This window comes from Micromonospora sp. NPDC052213 (assembly GCF_040679695.1).
Taxonomy (GTDB): domain Bacteria; phylum Actinomycetota; class Actinomycetes; order Mycobacteriales; family Micromonosporaceae; genus Micromonospora.
Genome location: NZ_JBFAVI010000007.1, coordinates 31,601 through 47,601, shown reverse-complemented (window position 1 = coordinate 47,601; position 16,001 = coordinate 31,601). Strand labels below are relative to the sequence as shown.

General features: G+C 71.5%; 7 protein-coding genes. 1 reads left to right on the top strand and 6 read right to left on the bottom strand.

The genetic code is table 11. The annotated features are described in order from the left end of the window. Nucleotides 1-39 precede the first annotated feature (39 nt). Nucleotides 40-249, top strand: coding sequence for a hypothetical protein (locus tag AB0L34_RS03630; RefSeq protein WP_363701579.1), 210 nt, complete (start codon nucleotides 40-42; stop codon nucleotides 247-249). 76 nt (nucleotides 250-325) lie between these two features. Here AB0L34_RS03630 and AB0L34_RS03625 read toward each other — a convergent pair whose 3' ends face one another. The 6 genes from AB0L34_RS03625 to AB0L34_RS03600 all read right to left on the bottom strand — a co-directional run bounded on the left by AB0L34_RS03625 (nucleotide 326) and on the right by AB0L34_RS03600 (nucleotide 16,001). Then, nucleotides 326-931, bottom strand: a complete 606-nt coding sequence (locus AB0L34_RS03625) for a hypothetical protein (RefSeq protein WP_363701577.1) — start codon at nucleotides 929-931, stop codon at nucleotides 326-328. A gap of 350 nt (nucleotides 932-1,281) precedes the next feature. Next, a complete protein-coding gene (locus tag AB0L34_RS03620; RefSeq protein ID WP_363701575.1) occupies nucleotides 1,282-1,938 on the bottom strand; it encodes a DUF2278 family protein in 657 nt (218 codons plus the stop codon). 621 nt (nucleotides 1,939-2,559) lie between these two features. Further along, nucleotides 2,560-5,175, bottom strand: a complete 2,616-nt coding sequence (locus tag AB0L34_RS03615; protein ID WP_363701573.1) for an IPT/TIG domain-containing protein — start codon at nucleotides 5,173-5,175, stop codon at nucleotides 2,560-2,562. Between the two features lie 65 nt (nucleotides 5,176-5,240). Then, entirely contained in the window at nucleotides 5,241-9,689 is a 4,449-nt protein-coding gene (locus AB0L34_RS03610; RefSeq protein WP_363701571.1) for a hypothetical protein, read from the bottom strand. Between the two features lie 133 nt (nucleotides 9,690-9,822). Continuing rightward, nucleotides 9,823-12,849 (bottom strand): hypothetical protein, encoded by a 3,027-nt coding sequence (locus AB0L34_RS03605; protein WP_363701569.1) that lies wholly within the window; start codon nucleotides 12,847-12,849, stop codon nucleotides 9,823-9,825. After that, nucleotides 12,846-16,001: a DUF6603 domain-containing protein gene (locus AB0L34_RS03600; RefSeq protein WP_363701568.1), complete on the bottom strand. Its 3,156-nt coding sequence runs from the start codon at nucleotides 15,999-16,001 to the stop codon at nucleotides 12,846-12,848. The genes AB0L34_RS03605 and AB0L34_RS03600 overlap by 4 nt, the downstream gene beginning before the upstream one ends.

Sequence of the window (16,001 nt, the reverse complement as noted above, 5' to 3'; positions counted from 1 at the left end):
TTGCCATGCCCAACTGTGCTATGTGGCTCGCGAGCGAGGATGACGCAGTCGACCCACTGGGTCCTCTGCCGAATCGAGGAGGTGGCGGCCACCCGGTCGGACGAGTTCGACGACCGCCTCCGCCTGGTCGACGACCCCGCCGACGTCCCGGTGTACGGCACCTCACTCGCGCGGCTGCTCGACGCCGCCCTCGACTCCGATGGCGACACCACCCACCTCGAAACCGGCCGGCTCGATCAACTGGACTGACCCACCGACCAATCCATGTTCGACTGGCGAGAGCTGTGGTCTACACGGCGGTGACGTTCCGAACCACGCGAGCCGGCTACGACAGAGAGATACGTGGCAGCCCGAGGTTGTCCAGGAGCGCGAAGAACATTTCCTCGACGAGGACATAGCGCTTCCACGGCAGGCGCGTCAGGGCGCTGACGCCTGGAGGGCGCCTACTGGCGAGGATCTGCCGGACCGGTCCGACGGGCACCGCGTAGCCGGCCTCCCTCGCCCACTGGGTTGCCCGCTCGGCCGCTGCGACGGGCGGCAGCCCGAACCCGGCGATCATCCGCAGAGCCTGTCGGTTGGCATCAGCCTTCGACACACCCTGCATGACCAGGTGATCACGCTCGAACAGGCGCGCCGTATCCGCGTCCAACCACGCCTCCCACCGACCGTGGAGCTGGCTGAGCCCTGCCATCTGGCCGTAATCGCTGTCGGCTATGAAGGCGGCCAAGACCGGAGCCTGGGACTCCTTCGCCAGCCGTGGAAGCACGTCGTCAGCGTCAGCGACGACCACGTTGTCGGGCAGGCTGTATACCTGCCAACCGTCGCCTCGTCGCGCGCTGTCGTGTACACGAAGCTCGGCGTTTCGGTCGGTCAGCGCAGCGAGATCCCGCCCATTGCGCTGCACAGCGATCAAGGTGCCCCAGTATCCCATGCAGCCGCCACCTTCAGTCCTCGCGTCTGCGGTCATCAAAGTGCCCAGCACTCTAGGCCGAACGTCGGGCATGTCCTGGGACGGATCCGTCAAGGATGTGGTGGGACTAATGGAAGCCAGCCGCCCGCCGTGGTAGACGGGTTGGGTCCGAGCCGCCAGGGGTCGAGCACTCTGCCGGCAGTTGGCGGAGTACGAGCGCAACGTCGCGGTGACCGACGAGATGACCGGTACAGAGTTCGAGCACAACTCAACAACCTATGGCGCCGCCGAGCGACATTCGGGGATGAGGCGTACTTGTAGAAGCGGGCTCGCTGCACCTCGAGGCGGCCCGCTGCGTCATGGATGACGCACTACCCGGGGTGCCCATCGTCGTTGGTGTCGAACGACTGCGTAGTGAACTTCGAGAGGAACAAGCAATACCGCCCGTCCGGTAGGTACACCACCGTGCCGCCGTCCTGCCACGTGCCGTTCTCGGCGTACCACTGGCTGCCCAACGGGTCGCCTTGGTTCTGGTGAATGTTGTGCATGCCCAGCCCGGCGGTGAATGGCTCGCCAAAGATCGCGATCCGGGCACCGATCGTGAGGATCGACTCCAGCGCCGTGGCCGCCTCCAGATTCGACCCGGTGCGCCAGGCTCGAACACCCGAGAGCCGCCCCAGAGAAGTCTGTACGGGACGAAACACCAAGCTGGAGATGCAGCCTGCACGGGTCCTCAGGGCGGGATGGCGCAGGTAGTCCAGCGCCCCCGAGGTGGGCGTCGTGGCGAGTGGGTGGTAGCCAGCAAAAAGATCGTGGAGCGCTGGAAGCTGTGCCCGGTCGAGTGTTAGCACCCGCCACTGCACGCCGGTCGCCGACTGCTTGCTGTCCACGTCTACCGCGCACCGATACCGGCCCGCCGGTGCAGTCACCTGAAGGTAGACGTGAAACCATCGCCCCTGATCGTCCGGGGTGTCCCGGTGATGCGATTCCAGCGTCCCGACGAGCACACCGTAGTTACCGAGCGCCATCACAGCAGTATCGGCTGCCAGGCGATCCAGCGTGGCTGAACGCGTCTTGAGCGGCAGCGGAATACACGACCCGGGGCTCCGGCCCTTGTCGCTGCCTACGCCCGAGGCGCCGAGCTGCCGCTGAACGGAGACCGCCGCGAGCTACTGGATCGCGCGATCACCCGGATGACGTTGGCAGTCTCGCCACCCAGGCGCGCCGCCAGCCTGGGTCTTGTTGACGTCGTCATCGGCGGCTACCCCGGCTGGGCCACATACCCGCGCGGCGGTGGTCGCGCAGAATCTTGAAGCACTTAACGTGGGCCGGGTTCTGGGCGGAGCCCCCGAGGTCTTCACGTGGTGGGACTGGGCCGACAGCGAGCGGCGAGCCAACCCCACCGGCTCGCGCCCGCTGCGCCGTGCGGGTCCGGCCTACCGCCCGGCGGCCGTCAGCTCGTCGACGCCAAGGAAGTCCCCCGACGATCTACCGCGCCGGCTCGTGATGCCGCCGCGTCATGTGCACGTAGACGTTCATACTCGTGGTCACGCTGGCGTGCCCGGCCATCGTCCCTAGCGCCGCAAGGCCTGGACGGTCCACCCGGCGTCGCACAGCATTCCGCGGAGGCTGCCCTATTCTGGTCGCTCTTACGCCCCTGTGGTGGTGTCGAACCGAATGCCGCTGGAGCCTTCGCCGCGGCCCGGGCCTTTGCGGCGTGCCCGCCACAGGTGACTCCGGCCATCCGCAGACCGACCCAATGTCCACAGTCGGGTCAGCCTCACCCCTGTCCGTGGCACCTCCTCGTCATAGATTTCCAACGGGGTACCAGGCTCCAGGAGTCTTCCGCGCGGTGGGATGACGGCGCCGCCGACTGGTTCACGCATGGCGCCCCGCGCCAGCCATCGCCCGGTGACGCTACCGGTCCCGTCGCGGTCGAACCTGGGCAGCAGCGGAACCCAGTTGCGGGGTACCGGCGTCTGTAGCAGGTACCGCCGAAGGCCGTCGCCGTCGGCTTGTTGCCCCGCCCGCCGGGTCACCTCGTCCTCGTGCAGATCCAGCGGGCGGCCGGTACGGCTCTGGACGGTCTTCTCCACCGCCCAGGCCATGTTCGCCATCTCGTCGCGTAGCAGCAGGACATCCTCCAGCGGACGGGATTCCTGGGTTGTCGGCAGCGCGTCGAGCAGCAGCATGGCATTGCCGGCGTCCGCTGTGCCGTCGTCGCTCGCGAGCTCGAACATCCGCCAATCGGTGCCTGCTCCGTCGCCGAACGGGCTGATCGTGATCGACACCCCGAACGCGTCGGTCACGGTCGCCGACGTCAGTTCACACAGTGTTCCCACGGCCACTGCGTCCAGGGGCACAGTGAACCAGTCGTTGCCGTACACGGTGGCGAACTCGACGAGGACGAGAGTCAGCAGGTCGCTCGGCGCGGCCGCGATCGAGCCGAAGTCCACGCGGCCGTCTTCCAGTTCCCACCATCGAGGCATCGGCATTCCGGGGTAGCTGACCGGATTCGGTATGGCTACGCGGGTGAATTCCTCTGGTTCCCGCCCCGCTGCAGGTGCGCCCAGGGATGTCGCGGGTGTGGGGATTCGTCGTGAAAAGGAATACCAGTCGAGGTGCCCACCGTCGTGTTCTGGTGCGGTCAGCAGCAGATCGCCGGAGCCCGCGGCGAATGCGTACTCCATGCGCTGCCGGTCCCAGGCGGAGGTGTCCGCCACCGGTTCGCTGAACAGCTCGGCGCACCAGGCGTACCACTGCCGTACGGCGGTGAGGACGGCGGCGCGGTCGTTACCGTTGATCGGTGGCTGGTTCGGCAGGGTCGGGTTCGCGCCCAGCGCACCCTGGTAGGCGGCATAGATCCGTCCACTGTCGGGCGCTCGACCGGCGGTGACGGCGAGGAAGCGGCGGCTGCGCGTGTCCAGTGCCGCCGGATCGGCCGGTGGCTGCAGCGGGAAAGCGCGAAGGAACCGGGCGCGATAGTCGTCGCTCTTGCGGGCGTCACGTAGGTTCGCGGTGATCAGACGCAGCAGGTGCAGACCGGCCTCAGCGGCCAGCCGCAGGTCGTCGAACGGGGCGGAGGCGGACCCCGTCGGGGGGATGACCCGCTCGCGTTCCACGACGGCTTCCAGGGGTACACCCGTTGGTGCGTCCTCGGGCTGGCCGTTGGCGGGCCGCCACCGGGCCAGGGGGGTCGAGATGCCCTCCACCCGCACCGCGACCGGGGAGCCGGCGTCGCTACCGCGCAGTTCCCTCATCTGCCATTGCCTACCGAGCAGCCACAGGGCGTCGTACACCTGCGCTTGCAGCCCGAGCTGCAGCCCTTGTTGCAGGTCAGAGGTTCGGGCGTGCGGCTCGAGCCGGGTCCAGGAGGTGATCGAGGCACGGCTCTCGATCAGGATACGGCTGGGCTGGTTCGGGAGGCTTGGTCCCCATTCGCTGGTGACGATGACGTCGCGGGAACCAGTGGTGCGCAGACCGTGCAGGTCGGGCAGTTCCGCCCGGATCTCGGTGTCGGTCCAGGACAGGATCGTCGGGGCGGTGGCATGTGGCGGTCGGGGATCAGGCGTGGCGTAGACGGCGACCAGGTCGAGGCTGCCGGCGTCGGCAGTTCCGAACGCCCGACCCTGCACGGTGATCGTGGCGCCAGGTGCCGGGATGGACGGAACCACGCCGGTCACCTGGGGCAGTTCGCCGAGCAGGAAGGAGGCTGGTTCGGTACGCCCCCACGGGGTGGTCATCACCAGGGGTCGCTCACCGGCGCCGTCGAGTGCGTCGAGGGCGGGCACCCGCACGGTCACCGACGTCGGCGTCCACGCCTCGATGGGTGCCGGCACGTCTCGGGGGCCCGGCGCCCGGAACACGACCGCCGAGCCGGCGCTGCGCCGGCCGAAGCGTTCGCCGGTGACGGTGATGGTGGTGTGCTCGAGTCCGCGTGCCGGGTCGATGGTGGTGATCGCCGGTGGAGCCGTCTCCTCGATGAGAAACGGTGCGGGTGCGCTGTCGCCGGTGTCGGTGTGCACGACGACCTCGAGGGGTCCGCCGGATCCGAACGACACCAGCGACGGGACGCGGACGACGATGCTGGTGGCGGACCAACTGTCGACAGTTGCGATCACCGGCGCGGCGGTGTCGCCGGGGACGCGGAACCGTACGGCTGAGGCTTCCGTACGGTCGCCGAACGCGGCCCCGGCCAGGGTGAGTGGGGCCCCGGCCGCTGCCGAGGCCGGGGTGACGGTGTCCAGCCGCGGCGCGTCAGGCATGTTGTGGTCCCTTTCAGGCATCGTGCGGGTGAGCGGATGGGAGGTTGCCGAGGCTCGACGCGCGGTCAGGCCAGCGGCACTCCCCTGCCGGCCAGGAAGTCGGTGGCAACGGTGACCCCCTTGCCGTTGTAGGCCAGGTATGTCGCCGGCAGGAACTGGCCCACGTCCTGCAGCGAGTCCAGGTCGACCATCCGCAGCTTCGCCAGGTCGAGGGTGTCGTCGACCGTCGCGCCCAGGGTCTGCAAGGTCCACTCCTCGCCGGGCCGTGGCGGCACGGCGACGACGATCGCCTGTGGGGGCGTGGCGTTGGGCTGGTCGTAGTGCAGCGCCAGACCGGTGGTCTTCGCCCGCGCGGGCAGCACCTCGCTGTACTGCTCGATGATCAGACCGGTCATCGTCGTGGCCGGTCGCAGCTTGCCGGCGGGTAGCAGCGCCACGAGCGAGACCCGCCCCGCCGGTGGTGTGCTGCCGAACGGCAGACCCAGCCAGCGGTCTCCCGGCGTGGCGGGAAGCTGGGCGACCGCGAAGGCGAGCGGGTCGACGCCGCCGAGCGCGTCGGCGTAGAGCATCAGATCGCCCAGACGCTGGGCACCGTCTCGAACCCTGGCGAGTTGCTGGAACCAGCGGGTGGCGGCGAACGGGTCGCCCGCCAGCAGCGTCTCGGTGGTGGGGAACCCGACGTCGACCTGGGCCGGGTGTCCGGCTGGCGGCGCGGTGTAACGGGGCAGGGCCCGGAAGTCGCTGCCGAGAACCGCACGCAGCCGGGCGAGCGCGTCGGCGACGCGGCCGGCTGTGTCGTCGGGTGCCGGTGTGGGCAACCCGTCGAGCTGGTTGAGCCGGCGGCGCACCTCCGTGGCGACGACCGCGGCCTGCGTCAGCAGATCCGCGCGGGCCGAGGGCGTGTCACCGGACGCGGACACCGGCACTGCGCCCGGCACGCCCAGCGCGCTGGCCGCCAGCAGCGCCGCCCGCATCGGCTCGCCGGCGGGCGTGGCCATCGCGCTGGCCAAGGCGGCCTCCGCGGTGTGCAACGCGGCCACGGCCGCGTCGGCTCGGGCCCGGACCTCGGCGAGGTCGACGACGGCGGTGCCGGGCACCTCGGGCAGGGACAGGTCGTCCGGGGTCATCGGACGCGCGCCGGCGATGGTTTCCCGCACCGCCTGGGCCAGCTCCATGAGTTCGAGCAAGCCGATCTTGTGGGGGAGCTCGGGTTGCCGGCTTGCCGTCACCTGGATCCTGGCGTCCGCCGATACGGTGGCGGGTCGCGTGCGAGCCGCGTCGTAGACGATGCGCTGCTCCAGTTCGGAGAGCTGGTGTTGTTCGGCGGCCACGGCGGCGTACACCACGTCCAGCGGGGACAGCGCCGGCACGAGCTGGTCGAGCCGGCGTTCCTCTTCGTCGAGGACCTCGCCGCTGGCGGGGTCGAGGTAACGCACGCGGTAATGGACCCGCTTCGGGTCGCCGAGCAGCCGGCCGGCCCATGCGTCCAGCCGCGGCTCTGCGGCCGCTCGTCGGGCGTACCCGGCGTCGGGGGTCCAGCCCGGCGTGGCGGGGAGATCGCCGGGCAGCAGCACGGCGAGTCGGTGGGTGGTGGCGGTCCCGGAGTGCGGCGTGTAGATGGCTTCCAGTTCCGGCAGCGCACCATCGGGGTGGGCGGCGGCGCGCAGGGCGGCGGCGGAACGGTCGGCGTTGCCCCGGCCCAGCTGGAACACGCCCTCGGTGAGAAGGATGTCGCCCAGGGCGTCCACGGCGTCGTCGATTTGCTCGAACACCGGCTGGAGGGCGTCGCTGGCCGGCCAGCCGGGGGCGGGGACGCGCCCGGCGGCCACCCACCGGCGGTGCAGGTCGAGGCCGTCGGCGACGTTGCGTGTCGCCACGGCCTCCGCGGCCGTTCCGGGCGGGGCGGTGCCGGTGACCGGCAGCGGGGCCAGGGTCCGGAAGTCGTCGATGAATCGGGCCAGGCCCCTGTCCTGCAGCAGCCGTTCGAAACGGTAGCCGAGCAGGGCGCCGAGTTGTTGGCCGGCGCGGACCCCGTCGAGAAGCGACAGGGCTGCCCGTACCCGTTCGGATGACAGGTCGATCCCGAAGGGGTGGCGGTGGCCGCTGCCGTCGGGGTGGGAAAGGTAGCCGCTGGCGAGGATCGCCGCTGCGGTGGCGTGTGCCGGCGAGGGGGTGTGGACGTAGCCGGCGCTGGTGCCGCCGTCGCCGCGGCGGATGTCCTCGACGATGCCGTACGCGCCCAGGTGCACTCCCCCGGCGCCGTGGTCGCCTCGGATCGTGTGCAGCCGGCGCTGCGCGAACGACGTGATCCAGGCGTCCAGGCGGTACGCGCACAGGTCGAGGGTCTCCGCGGCGACCTGTTCCAGGAGGTGCACGGGCGCGCCGGCGAGCCTCCTGATCGCTGCCCGGACGGTGGCCAGCGGCGGTTGCGGGTCGGCGTCGAGCAGGTCACCTTTCGCGACGCCGGTCGTGGTGGTGGCGGTGAGCCGCTCCCAGACCATGCGGGGACGGGGTGCGGCGAGGTTGTCGTCGATCTCGTCGATGCCGTACATGCTCGGTTCGCCGCCGTGCCACGGTTCGGCCGGGTCGAGTTGCGCGGCGGCGAAGAGGTAGGCCACCAGCAGCGAGTGGCGCAGCAGCAGGTACAGCAGGGGCCGCTCGTCCAGCGGGAACGCGTCCTGGCGCAGGTCCCGCCAGTGGGCCTCGGCCAGGAGGGTGAGCCAGTCGGTGCTCGGCGGCTGGGCCCGGTCGCCACCGGATTGCACTAGCGGGAAGGGCACCGGGAAGTAGTTCGCGGCGAACACCGTCTGCTCGAGGTTCGGCTGGGCGTCGGGCAGGCCGTGGGTGTCGAGGGCGGCGCGGGCCAGCGACGCCTGTTCGGTGCGCCATTGGGTGGACAGGCGGTTGCCGATGAACCGCCATGCGGCGTCGACGAAGGGCATGGCGAGTACGCTGCGGCCGCGGATGCTCACCGAGGTGGGCTGCATCGACAGCACCGTGAGCAGTGGGTTCTCGCTGGATGTTTCGCCGGGCGGCTGGTCGCCGATGCGGGGCACCGACGCCGCGGAGGCTCGCCAGACCGGACGCAGCGAGTCGCGCAGGAACGTGGCGAGGGTGGCGACGGGGCGCTCGTCGTCGCCTGGTGCCCACTGGTCCAGTGGCAGGACCGGCAGCACACCGTACGGCTGCTCGCCGATGCGCAGCACCGGCTGGGGGCCGGCGCCGCGTACCCAGTCGGTGAAGTGCTCGCGCACGGGTTCGACGGCGTCGGGTGGGACGACCGGCGCGAACATGTGCGCCAGGAAGTAGCCCAGGGTCGCCGGCCACAGGGCGGTGTTCATGTCGTGGCGGGCACGACGCAGGGCGGCGCCGTCGGCGGCGGACGGCGTCGCGGCGAGCACTCCGACGTCGTCCGCGGCGAGTCCGAGGGTCCACGCGGTGGCGGCGGCGTTGCCGAGATCCGCCACCGGTGTCTGGGTGTCCGGTGGGCGGGGGGCGCCGGCGGGGCCGGTGCCGGCGTCGGGGGTGAGGTTCGTCGGGGTGCCGTCGTTGAGGAACCCGATGCCTCGGGTGTACCGGTGGGCGGCGAGGGTGTCGGCGAGTTCACGGGCGCCCTGCTCGGGGGTGAGTGACGTTTCGGCGCCCACGACGACGAGTCGGGCGATCCGCTGCGGTGGCGGGTCGGGCAGCCGCAGCTTCATCGCCATGCCGCAGGCATGGGCCTCTTCGAAGTCCACCATCCAGCGCATTCCCGGGTCGCGGCTGGGGTCGCCTGCGGTGGCGGCCAGGTCCGGACCGATGGGCAGTTCGAACGGAATCGGCTGGCCGTGCTGCTGCGCGATGACGTTGCCCACGTCGTCGTATGCCGTCGCGTACAGCCGTCGGGGCAGGAGTCGGGTGCGGGCCGCCCGTGCCCACGGGCTGTTTCGCACCACGACCGTCCCGGACAGGGTGGCTCGCACGATCCATTCGGCGCGCGGCGCGCCGAAGCGGGTGGTCAGGTCCAGCCAGATGTCGTCGCGGTCGCCGGCGGCGTCGCGGTAGCGGCGTCCGAGTTCGGCCTCCTCCGCGGTGAGCCGTTCGTCGTGGCTGTTCACGTGCACGGTGTCGGGCAGGACCCGTACCCACAGTTCCTGCCCGTCGGCCATGAACCGGGTCTGCACGCCCAGCGGCAGCAACGCCACCGGCGCGGCGGAGAGCCGCGGGGTGTCCTCCAGCATCACGCTGATCGCGGTGCTCGTGCCGATGCTGGTGCGTACCCTCACCTGCTTGGGCCCTGGGGCGCCGGTGGCGTCGGGGAACGCGAACCGGATCTGCCCGTCGGTCCAGGTGATGATCCGTGCCGGCAGCGTCGGGCCGCTGTCGGTGCTGACGAGCACGGCCGCCGCGGTGTCGGTGCCGGAGCCGAATCCGGTTCCGGTGGCGATGAGATGGTCGCCGGGCAGTGCCCGGGCGGGGTCGGTGGGACGGGCCGGCGCGCTGATCCCGGTGAGCGCCGGCGGTGGCGACGGCATGGGTTTGGGTGCCGGCGTCGGCTTCTGCGGCGGCCTGGTCACGGTGTCCTCGGCTTCTGCTGGCGGGCGTCGGCGGGCCGGGTCTCCCAGGAGTTGGCTGCCCCGGTGAGACGCGGCCCGACAGGCTCGATGATCATGGGTTGGGCAGGGCGGTACGGGCGTGGATCGCGACCCGCATGGGCCGCTGGTAGGTGATGGCGGCCATCTGTGCGGCGTCGGCGCCCCAGGTGGCGGTGGGCAGGGCGCGGCCGGACAGGACGGGCAGGGTCGTCGGTGTGGCCGCCAGCGGCCCGGCCACCGCAGCGTGGGTGCCGGTGGAGCCGGCGGGGCTCACGTGGGACCAGTCCAGGTCGGACCAGCTGTGCGGTGTCGTCGGCGACGGGCCGGGTGGTTCGTCGAGCCCGAACCGCGGGGCGGTGGGCTGTTCCTGGATGACGAAGAACCAGCCGAGGTCGCCGTCACCGCCGCGTGCGGCCTCGATAGTGAGGTCGAAGCCCAGGTAGGTGACGTCGGGATCGATGGTGCCGCGGAACTGGGGATAGCGCTGCAGCGGGCCCGGGGTGGGTATGGGACTGCCGTCAGGGCCGGGCACCGGCGCGCCGGTGGCGTCGGTTTTCGGCACCGCCTTGGCGGCGTACACGACGGTGTGGGGGTAGCGCAGCAGCAGCCGGCCTCTGATCATCAGCACGAGCATGCCGGGACCGCCGACGGCGGTGGCGTTGTCGCCAAGGTCGGCGGTCCAGCTTCCGATCGGTGGCAGTTGCGACGGCGGGTCGCCGGCCTGGTCGGGGTTTCCCCGAGCGTCCCAGAACCGGTCGGCGAAGGTTGCGCCCGGGTCGGTGGGCAGTCCTCGCCACAGCAGTTCGCGGCTCAGTTCGTGGTTGAGCCCGGTCATGTACGCCTCGATGAAGCGGGCGTTGCCGACCAGCACCGCCACGCTGTCGTCGGCGATGCCGTCGATGCCGGGCAGCATCATCTGGCGGTCCACGGCGGAGAGTGGGCCGCTCATCGGCTGCGGGAACCGGGGCGCCGCCGCGCGGGGTCGCAGCGGGTCGCCGGTGGGCGGCGCCGCCGGTACGAGAGCGACCACCTCGCGGGCGACGCTCGTGTCCGGTTCCAGTTGTCCGCCGGCATCCACCATCGCCGAGGCGACCGCGGGGAGGCTGAGCTCGGGGCCTGCCGCTGCCAGTGTCTCGACGGTGGCGGGCAGGTGCTGCAGGAGGAACTCGGCGGCGGCCTGGAACCGGTTGTTGATGCCGCGGAGCCGGTCTCCACGCCGCCCCGGTTCGTCGATCTGCCACCGGTCGTCGACCGGCAGCAGCCCGGCCGCCGGCTCTGCCGCCTCGGCGGCCAGGAGTGCGGGCGGCCGTTCGATGTCCCCTGCGCCGTCGGTCGGGTCGGTGGCGGGTGGCGGGGGCGGCGGGTTGGGGTCACCGCCGACGTAGAAGCCGCCGGCGTCGGGGTCGTCTCCGGCGATCTTCCGCCAGCCACCGGCGTGCGGCACGTTCTCGCGCAGGTGCAGCATCCGTGGCCGGTTCTGGCCGCCGACCCGGTCGCCCACCTCGTCGAAGTCGGCGCCGCCGCGGGGCGGGCGGATCGGCACCCGCAGTCGGCCCCGCGACAATCCTGTGGCGAGTTCGGCGGTGGCAGCCTGGGCTGATCCGGGCAGCCGGCGGCCGAGCGGGCCCGCCGGACGGACCGCGCGACGAAACGGCGCGGAGAGTGCCGCCGACGGGAAGACGCTGGCCTTCACGCTGGCTCGCAGGGTGTGTCGGGCGTCCGGGCCGGGCGGGGAGCCGTCAGGAGTGAGGCGAACCCGGCTGTGCACCGGCGCGGTGACCCGCACGGCCGCGTCGGGGGGCAGCCCGTCCAGGTGCTTGTCCCGGACCGCCGCGGCCGTCGCCCGGGCCAGCTGCGCCTGCCGCAGCAGGCTGTTGGCCCGTTCCAGTTCGCCGGCCTGTTCCCACGCCGAGGCCATCAGCTGTTCCTGGTTGTCCTGCACCACCCGGGCTCCCAGGGCCGCTGCCGCCCGCCAGCCAGGGTCGAGGTTCAGCTCCCGCAGCCAAGGCCGGCCGGTCTCCGGCAGCGTGTCCGGGGTTGCGGCCTGGTACGCGCCGTAGATGGGTGGGCGCAGCACGGTGAGGTCGACGCCGGGCGGCGCCTCGATCAGGTCCTCCAGCCGCTGCGCGACCGGCTGCTGCACACCGGGCGGCCATTGCCGGGCCGGCAGGTCGGGCGAGGTGAGCGCGCCTTCGAACGGCAGCACGGTCGGTTCGGTCAATGCCAGGTCGGCGAAGTCGGGGCCGGCGGCGGAGATGTCGACCGGCATCGCGCCGACGTCCGCGCCGACCGGCCGGGGACGCAACCGGCGTACCAGGGTCTCGAAGTCGCCGGCTTCGGCCGTGGTGAACTCCCAGTGGTCGTACACCGGCAGTTCGATGGTCCCCGTCGCGTCCTGCCAGCCGCCCGGTGGCGGCCAGGCCAGTTCGGCGCTGGGGGTGACCGGCTGGCCGAGGCCCGCCTGGACACCGGCCCGGTACACCGGCACGAGGCAGGCCACGTACGCCGTGTGTGGCTGTAGCCGGCGGGGACACACCAGTCGGGACAGGGTCAACTCGGGTGAGCGCCCGTCCAGCGCCTGCTGTGGCGTGACGGCGCCCCCGGTGATCTGGGCGTGGGCCCACGCCCACGACTCGGTCAGGTCCGGCAGTTCGTCTCGGGCGTCGCCGGCGGTCAGGCGCAGCGACGGCAGCGGCCGGCGCGGGTCCGCCACGATCTGCGTGACCTGCCGCCGCAGCACCACCAGCGCCAGCCAGGGGCGCAGTCGGTCGCCGCCGGGCTGCGGGCTGAGCAGCCACGGCAGCTCCGGGGCGTCGAACTCCACCAGCGGAAAGTAGTTGGGCTCGAAGTCGGTGGTTCCCGGTCGGGGTTCCCGGCGGATGATCTGGCTGGTGTCCAGTCCGACCACGTCGCCCGGGCCGTACAGGCGCACCGTTCGGCTGATGTCTTCGGTGCCGGACTGTCCTTGGGCGACGGTGAGGGTCACGGGCAGCCGCACCGCCGCGTCATCGGCCGGCGGAGCGTTGTGGGTGGGGATGGCTGCGGCGAGCCCTTGCCGGGACCAGGCGAGGAATCGGTAACTGCCCGCGGGGTCCGTCATGCCAACTCCAGTTCCTCGGCCCGTACGATCTGCAACTCGTCCCGGTCGGTCCGGCCGCGCACGCATTCCGCAGCGGCGGTGTAGCTGCCGTCGAGCCCGTCCAGCGGGACCGGGGTGAGCGTGTCCCGGTCGACCACCACGTAGGTCGGGTCGGCCACGGCCGGTCCCGGTACCGGGGGTGCGAACTTCGCCCGCCCCTGCTCGCGGGACGGCGCCGTGCCGGCGGGTCCGTGCTGGGCCAGAGCGGCCACCTCCCCGTCACCGGGCGCGTAGCGCTCGTCGAGCCGTTCTGCGCTGGGCTGGTCGACGTCGAGGATGACCGACTGTTCGTAGTCCAGCGGCATGTCCTGGACGTATCCGACGGCGATTGCGGTGTCGGGGGCGAGGTGGACACCGGAGATCATCCGCTCGTACGCGGGGCTTGCCAGTTTCTCGGCGTCACTCATCTGCCGGAACTGCGCGGGTGCGAAGTACTCGGTGGCGACGCCGACGATGTCCAGTCCGTCGGCGGCCACGATCGCGAAGCGGTCGTGGTCCTTCGGGGGAACCGAGCCGAACAGGCCGAGGGTGCGCTGCAGCGGCACCAGCTGCTGGGAGACCGTCAGGGTGCCCAACGGATGCGCGGTCAGTTCGCCGTCACCGGCACCGTCGCGCAGGACCACCAGCCGGCCGCCCTGTGGTGGCAACTGCGCGCTCCAGTTGGCGTCGGCGGTGAGGCTGTCGCGCAGGATCGGCCACACCTGCTGCCGTGCGATGGCCGGTACGTCCTGTGTCCTGCCGAACTGTGCCCGGAACGGCAGCGAGAAGCTCACGAAGAAGATCTTGAAGGTGGCCTCGCCCCAGATCACCCAGGGTGATGGTCCGGTGAGGTGCACGTGGATGTTCAGGCCCATCAGGGTGGTCGCGCCGCGCTTGAGGGCGAGTTGCGCGTAGATCTCCGCGAGCAGCCGGAACGGCGTGAACTGGATGAGGGTGTCGAATCCGAGGTTGCCTTCGAGGCTGAACCCGCCGACCTCCACAGCCAACTCGAGCCGGGCGCCCACCTGGACCGTGTTGGACGTCAGCGCGAAGTACGTCTCCATGCGCAGCCGCGGGTTCTGACCCGTCGAGAGGGCCAGGGTCAGCCGGCGCAGCGCCGGGAAGCCGGGCGGGGGCGTGTACGCGGGATGGAACCCGCCCAGCGCCATGGCGAAATCCGGGTTGGTGCCCCAGTTCGCTCGCGCCGCCATGTCACCGGTCAGCGCGAACGGGCCGACCATCGAGTCGTACAGGGTAGCGTCGACGGAGAGTTCACCGCGGTCGAAGTCGACGACACCGACCACGTCGAGGTTGATGGCCACGATGGGGTGGTCGGGGTCGGGCAGCGCGGCCCGGATCCGGCCGAGGACGATCAGCCGCACCGGCGACGGCAGCTCCAGGATCAGCGCGAGTTCGATCGTGACCAGCGTGACCGGGGCGCCCCACCCGATCTGCGCCATCGGGCCGAACACGTGCTGGCCGCCTGCGGGCGGGAACACCGACTGGAGGGCGGTGACGATCTGGGGGGCGCGCGGTGTCGGGTCGTCCGGGGAGAACAGGATCGCGTCGAGGGTGCGGTTGCGAACCCCGGCGCGCAGGACGTCCACGGCCACGGTGCGGTTGATGCCCAGCAGGCCACCGACCCCGTTGAGGCTGAACCCGAAACCCAACTGGATCGGGGTGAAACCGGACGCCTGGACGATGACCAGCAGCGAGACGCCCGGCGATCCGTCCGGCAGGCGGGTGGTCAGCAGTCCGACCGCGTTGAGGGTGATCTTCTCGAACTGCAGGCGCAGTCCACCGGCGTACTGCTGCTTCACCGGGTCGAAGAAGAGGAAGCCGCCGCCGGAGACGGCGGGAGCGTCGATCGCCACCACGATCTCGGTGGGCGGGACGAACACCAGCGCGCCGTCGGCGCCCACGGCGAGGCCGAAGCGGCCGGCCCCCAACGTCACCGGCCCGAGTCTCGCGACCAGCGTGTCCCGCACCCGGACGCCCCCGGCCGGCATGATCAGTGAGCCGTCCGAGCCGATGCCGAACTCGTCGAACTCGACCGTCGGCCAGATGATCGCGGGTTCACCGAACCGTACGCTCACGACTCCGGAGAACAGGAAACGCACGACGCCGTCGGCGACCTCGATGCGCAGGGCCCGGAGTCCGAGCCTGGCCACGTCGGCCAACTCGACGGAGACGAGGTCGCGCGGATCGTCGGAGGCGCCGGGCGGCTGGGCGGCGGACAACGCGCCGCTCAGCCGCCGGCCGGCGGCGAACCCCACGTCGACGGCGACCCACTTCTCCTCGCCGGCCTGCTCCAACGGCGTCAGCCGCAGGTCGACACCGAACCGCGCGGTCCGCGCCGTGTTGCGGTGGATGTCGAGTTCGAAGGTACGGAAGCGGTACCGGAATCCAAACAGAGTGCCGGTAACAGGGTGCTGCGCGTCGGAGCTGGCGCTGAGCCGGCCGGTGAACCCGTCGGCGTCGATGGCGGCCTCGCTCAGCTCCAGGCGCAGTTCCGCCCCCGGGTCGCTGTGCAGGTACTCGTTGGGCAGGGTGACGGAGAGCACGTCGATCGCCAGGCCGTGGAAGTCCGGGCGGTCGCTCAGCCAGCCCGGCGGGTCGATCCCACCGAAGACGGGCCGCACGTCGTGGGCCTCGACCACGATGTCGGTGTCGGCGACGTACGCCGGTGCCAGTGAGGCGCCCTCGAAGCGCTCGAGAGTGAAGCCGTCGGCGGACACCCGCAGATCGGCGGTGATGGTGATCGAGGCGGGGTCGCCGGTTGCCACGTCACGCAGGATGTCGCCGCGCAGCCGCAGCCCCAGGGTCACCTCCTCGAGCAGGATCGACGGCTCGGCGCCGATGGTCACGGTGGCCCGCACCCCGGTCCAGCCGACTCCGGCCGAGCCCAGCACCAGGGCGATCGCGTCGGTGCCCGGCGGGGTGAGCGCCAACTCGCCCTCGAAGGCCAGCTCGAAGGCCACCACCAGCGCGGTGTCGTCGAACGCGGCGTCGGCGCTGAGGTAGTAGATGCCGTCGAAGGCGTCGGCCGGCAGCATCGAGACCAGCGGGAAGTCCGTGGCGGCGAGCGCCTCGCCGAGCGGGTACAGCGCCCGACCGTCCACCGATATGGCCAT

Excerpts from the sequence above, each read along its gene's own strand:
- AB0L34_RS03620 (WP_363701575.1), bottom strand. The coding sequence starts at position 1,938 with ATGGCGCTCGGTAACTACGGTGTGCTCGTCGGGACGCTGGAATCGCAT.
- AB0L34_RS03630 (WP_363701579.1), top strand. The coding sequence starts at position 40 with ATGACGCAGTCGACCCACTGGGTCCTCTGCCGAATCGAGGAGGTGGCG.
- AB0L34_RS03610 (WP_363701571.1), bottom strand. The coding sequence starts at position 9,689 with ATGCCGTCGCCACCGCCGGCGCTCACCGGGATCAGCGCGCCGGCCCGT.
- AB0L34_RS03600 (WP_363701568.1), bottom strand. The coding sequence starts at position 16,001 with ATGGCCATATCGGTGGACGGTCGGGCGCTGTACCCGCTCGGCGAGGCG.
- AB0L34_RS03615 (WP_363701573.1), bottom strand. The coding sequence starts at position 5,175 with ATGCCTGACGCGCCGCGGCTGGACACCGTCACCCCGGCCTCGGCAGCG.
- AB0L34_RS03625 (WP_363701577.1), bottom strand. The coding sequence starts at position 931 with ATGGGATACTGGGGCACCTTGATCGCTGTGCAGCGCAATGGGCGGGAT.
- AB0L34_RS03605 (WP_363701569.1), bottom strand. The coding sequence starts at position 12,849 with ATGACGGACCCCGCGGGCAGTTACCGATTCCTCGCCTGGTCCCGGCAA.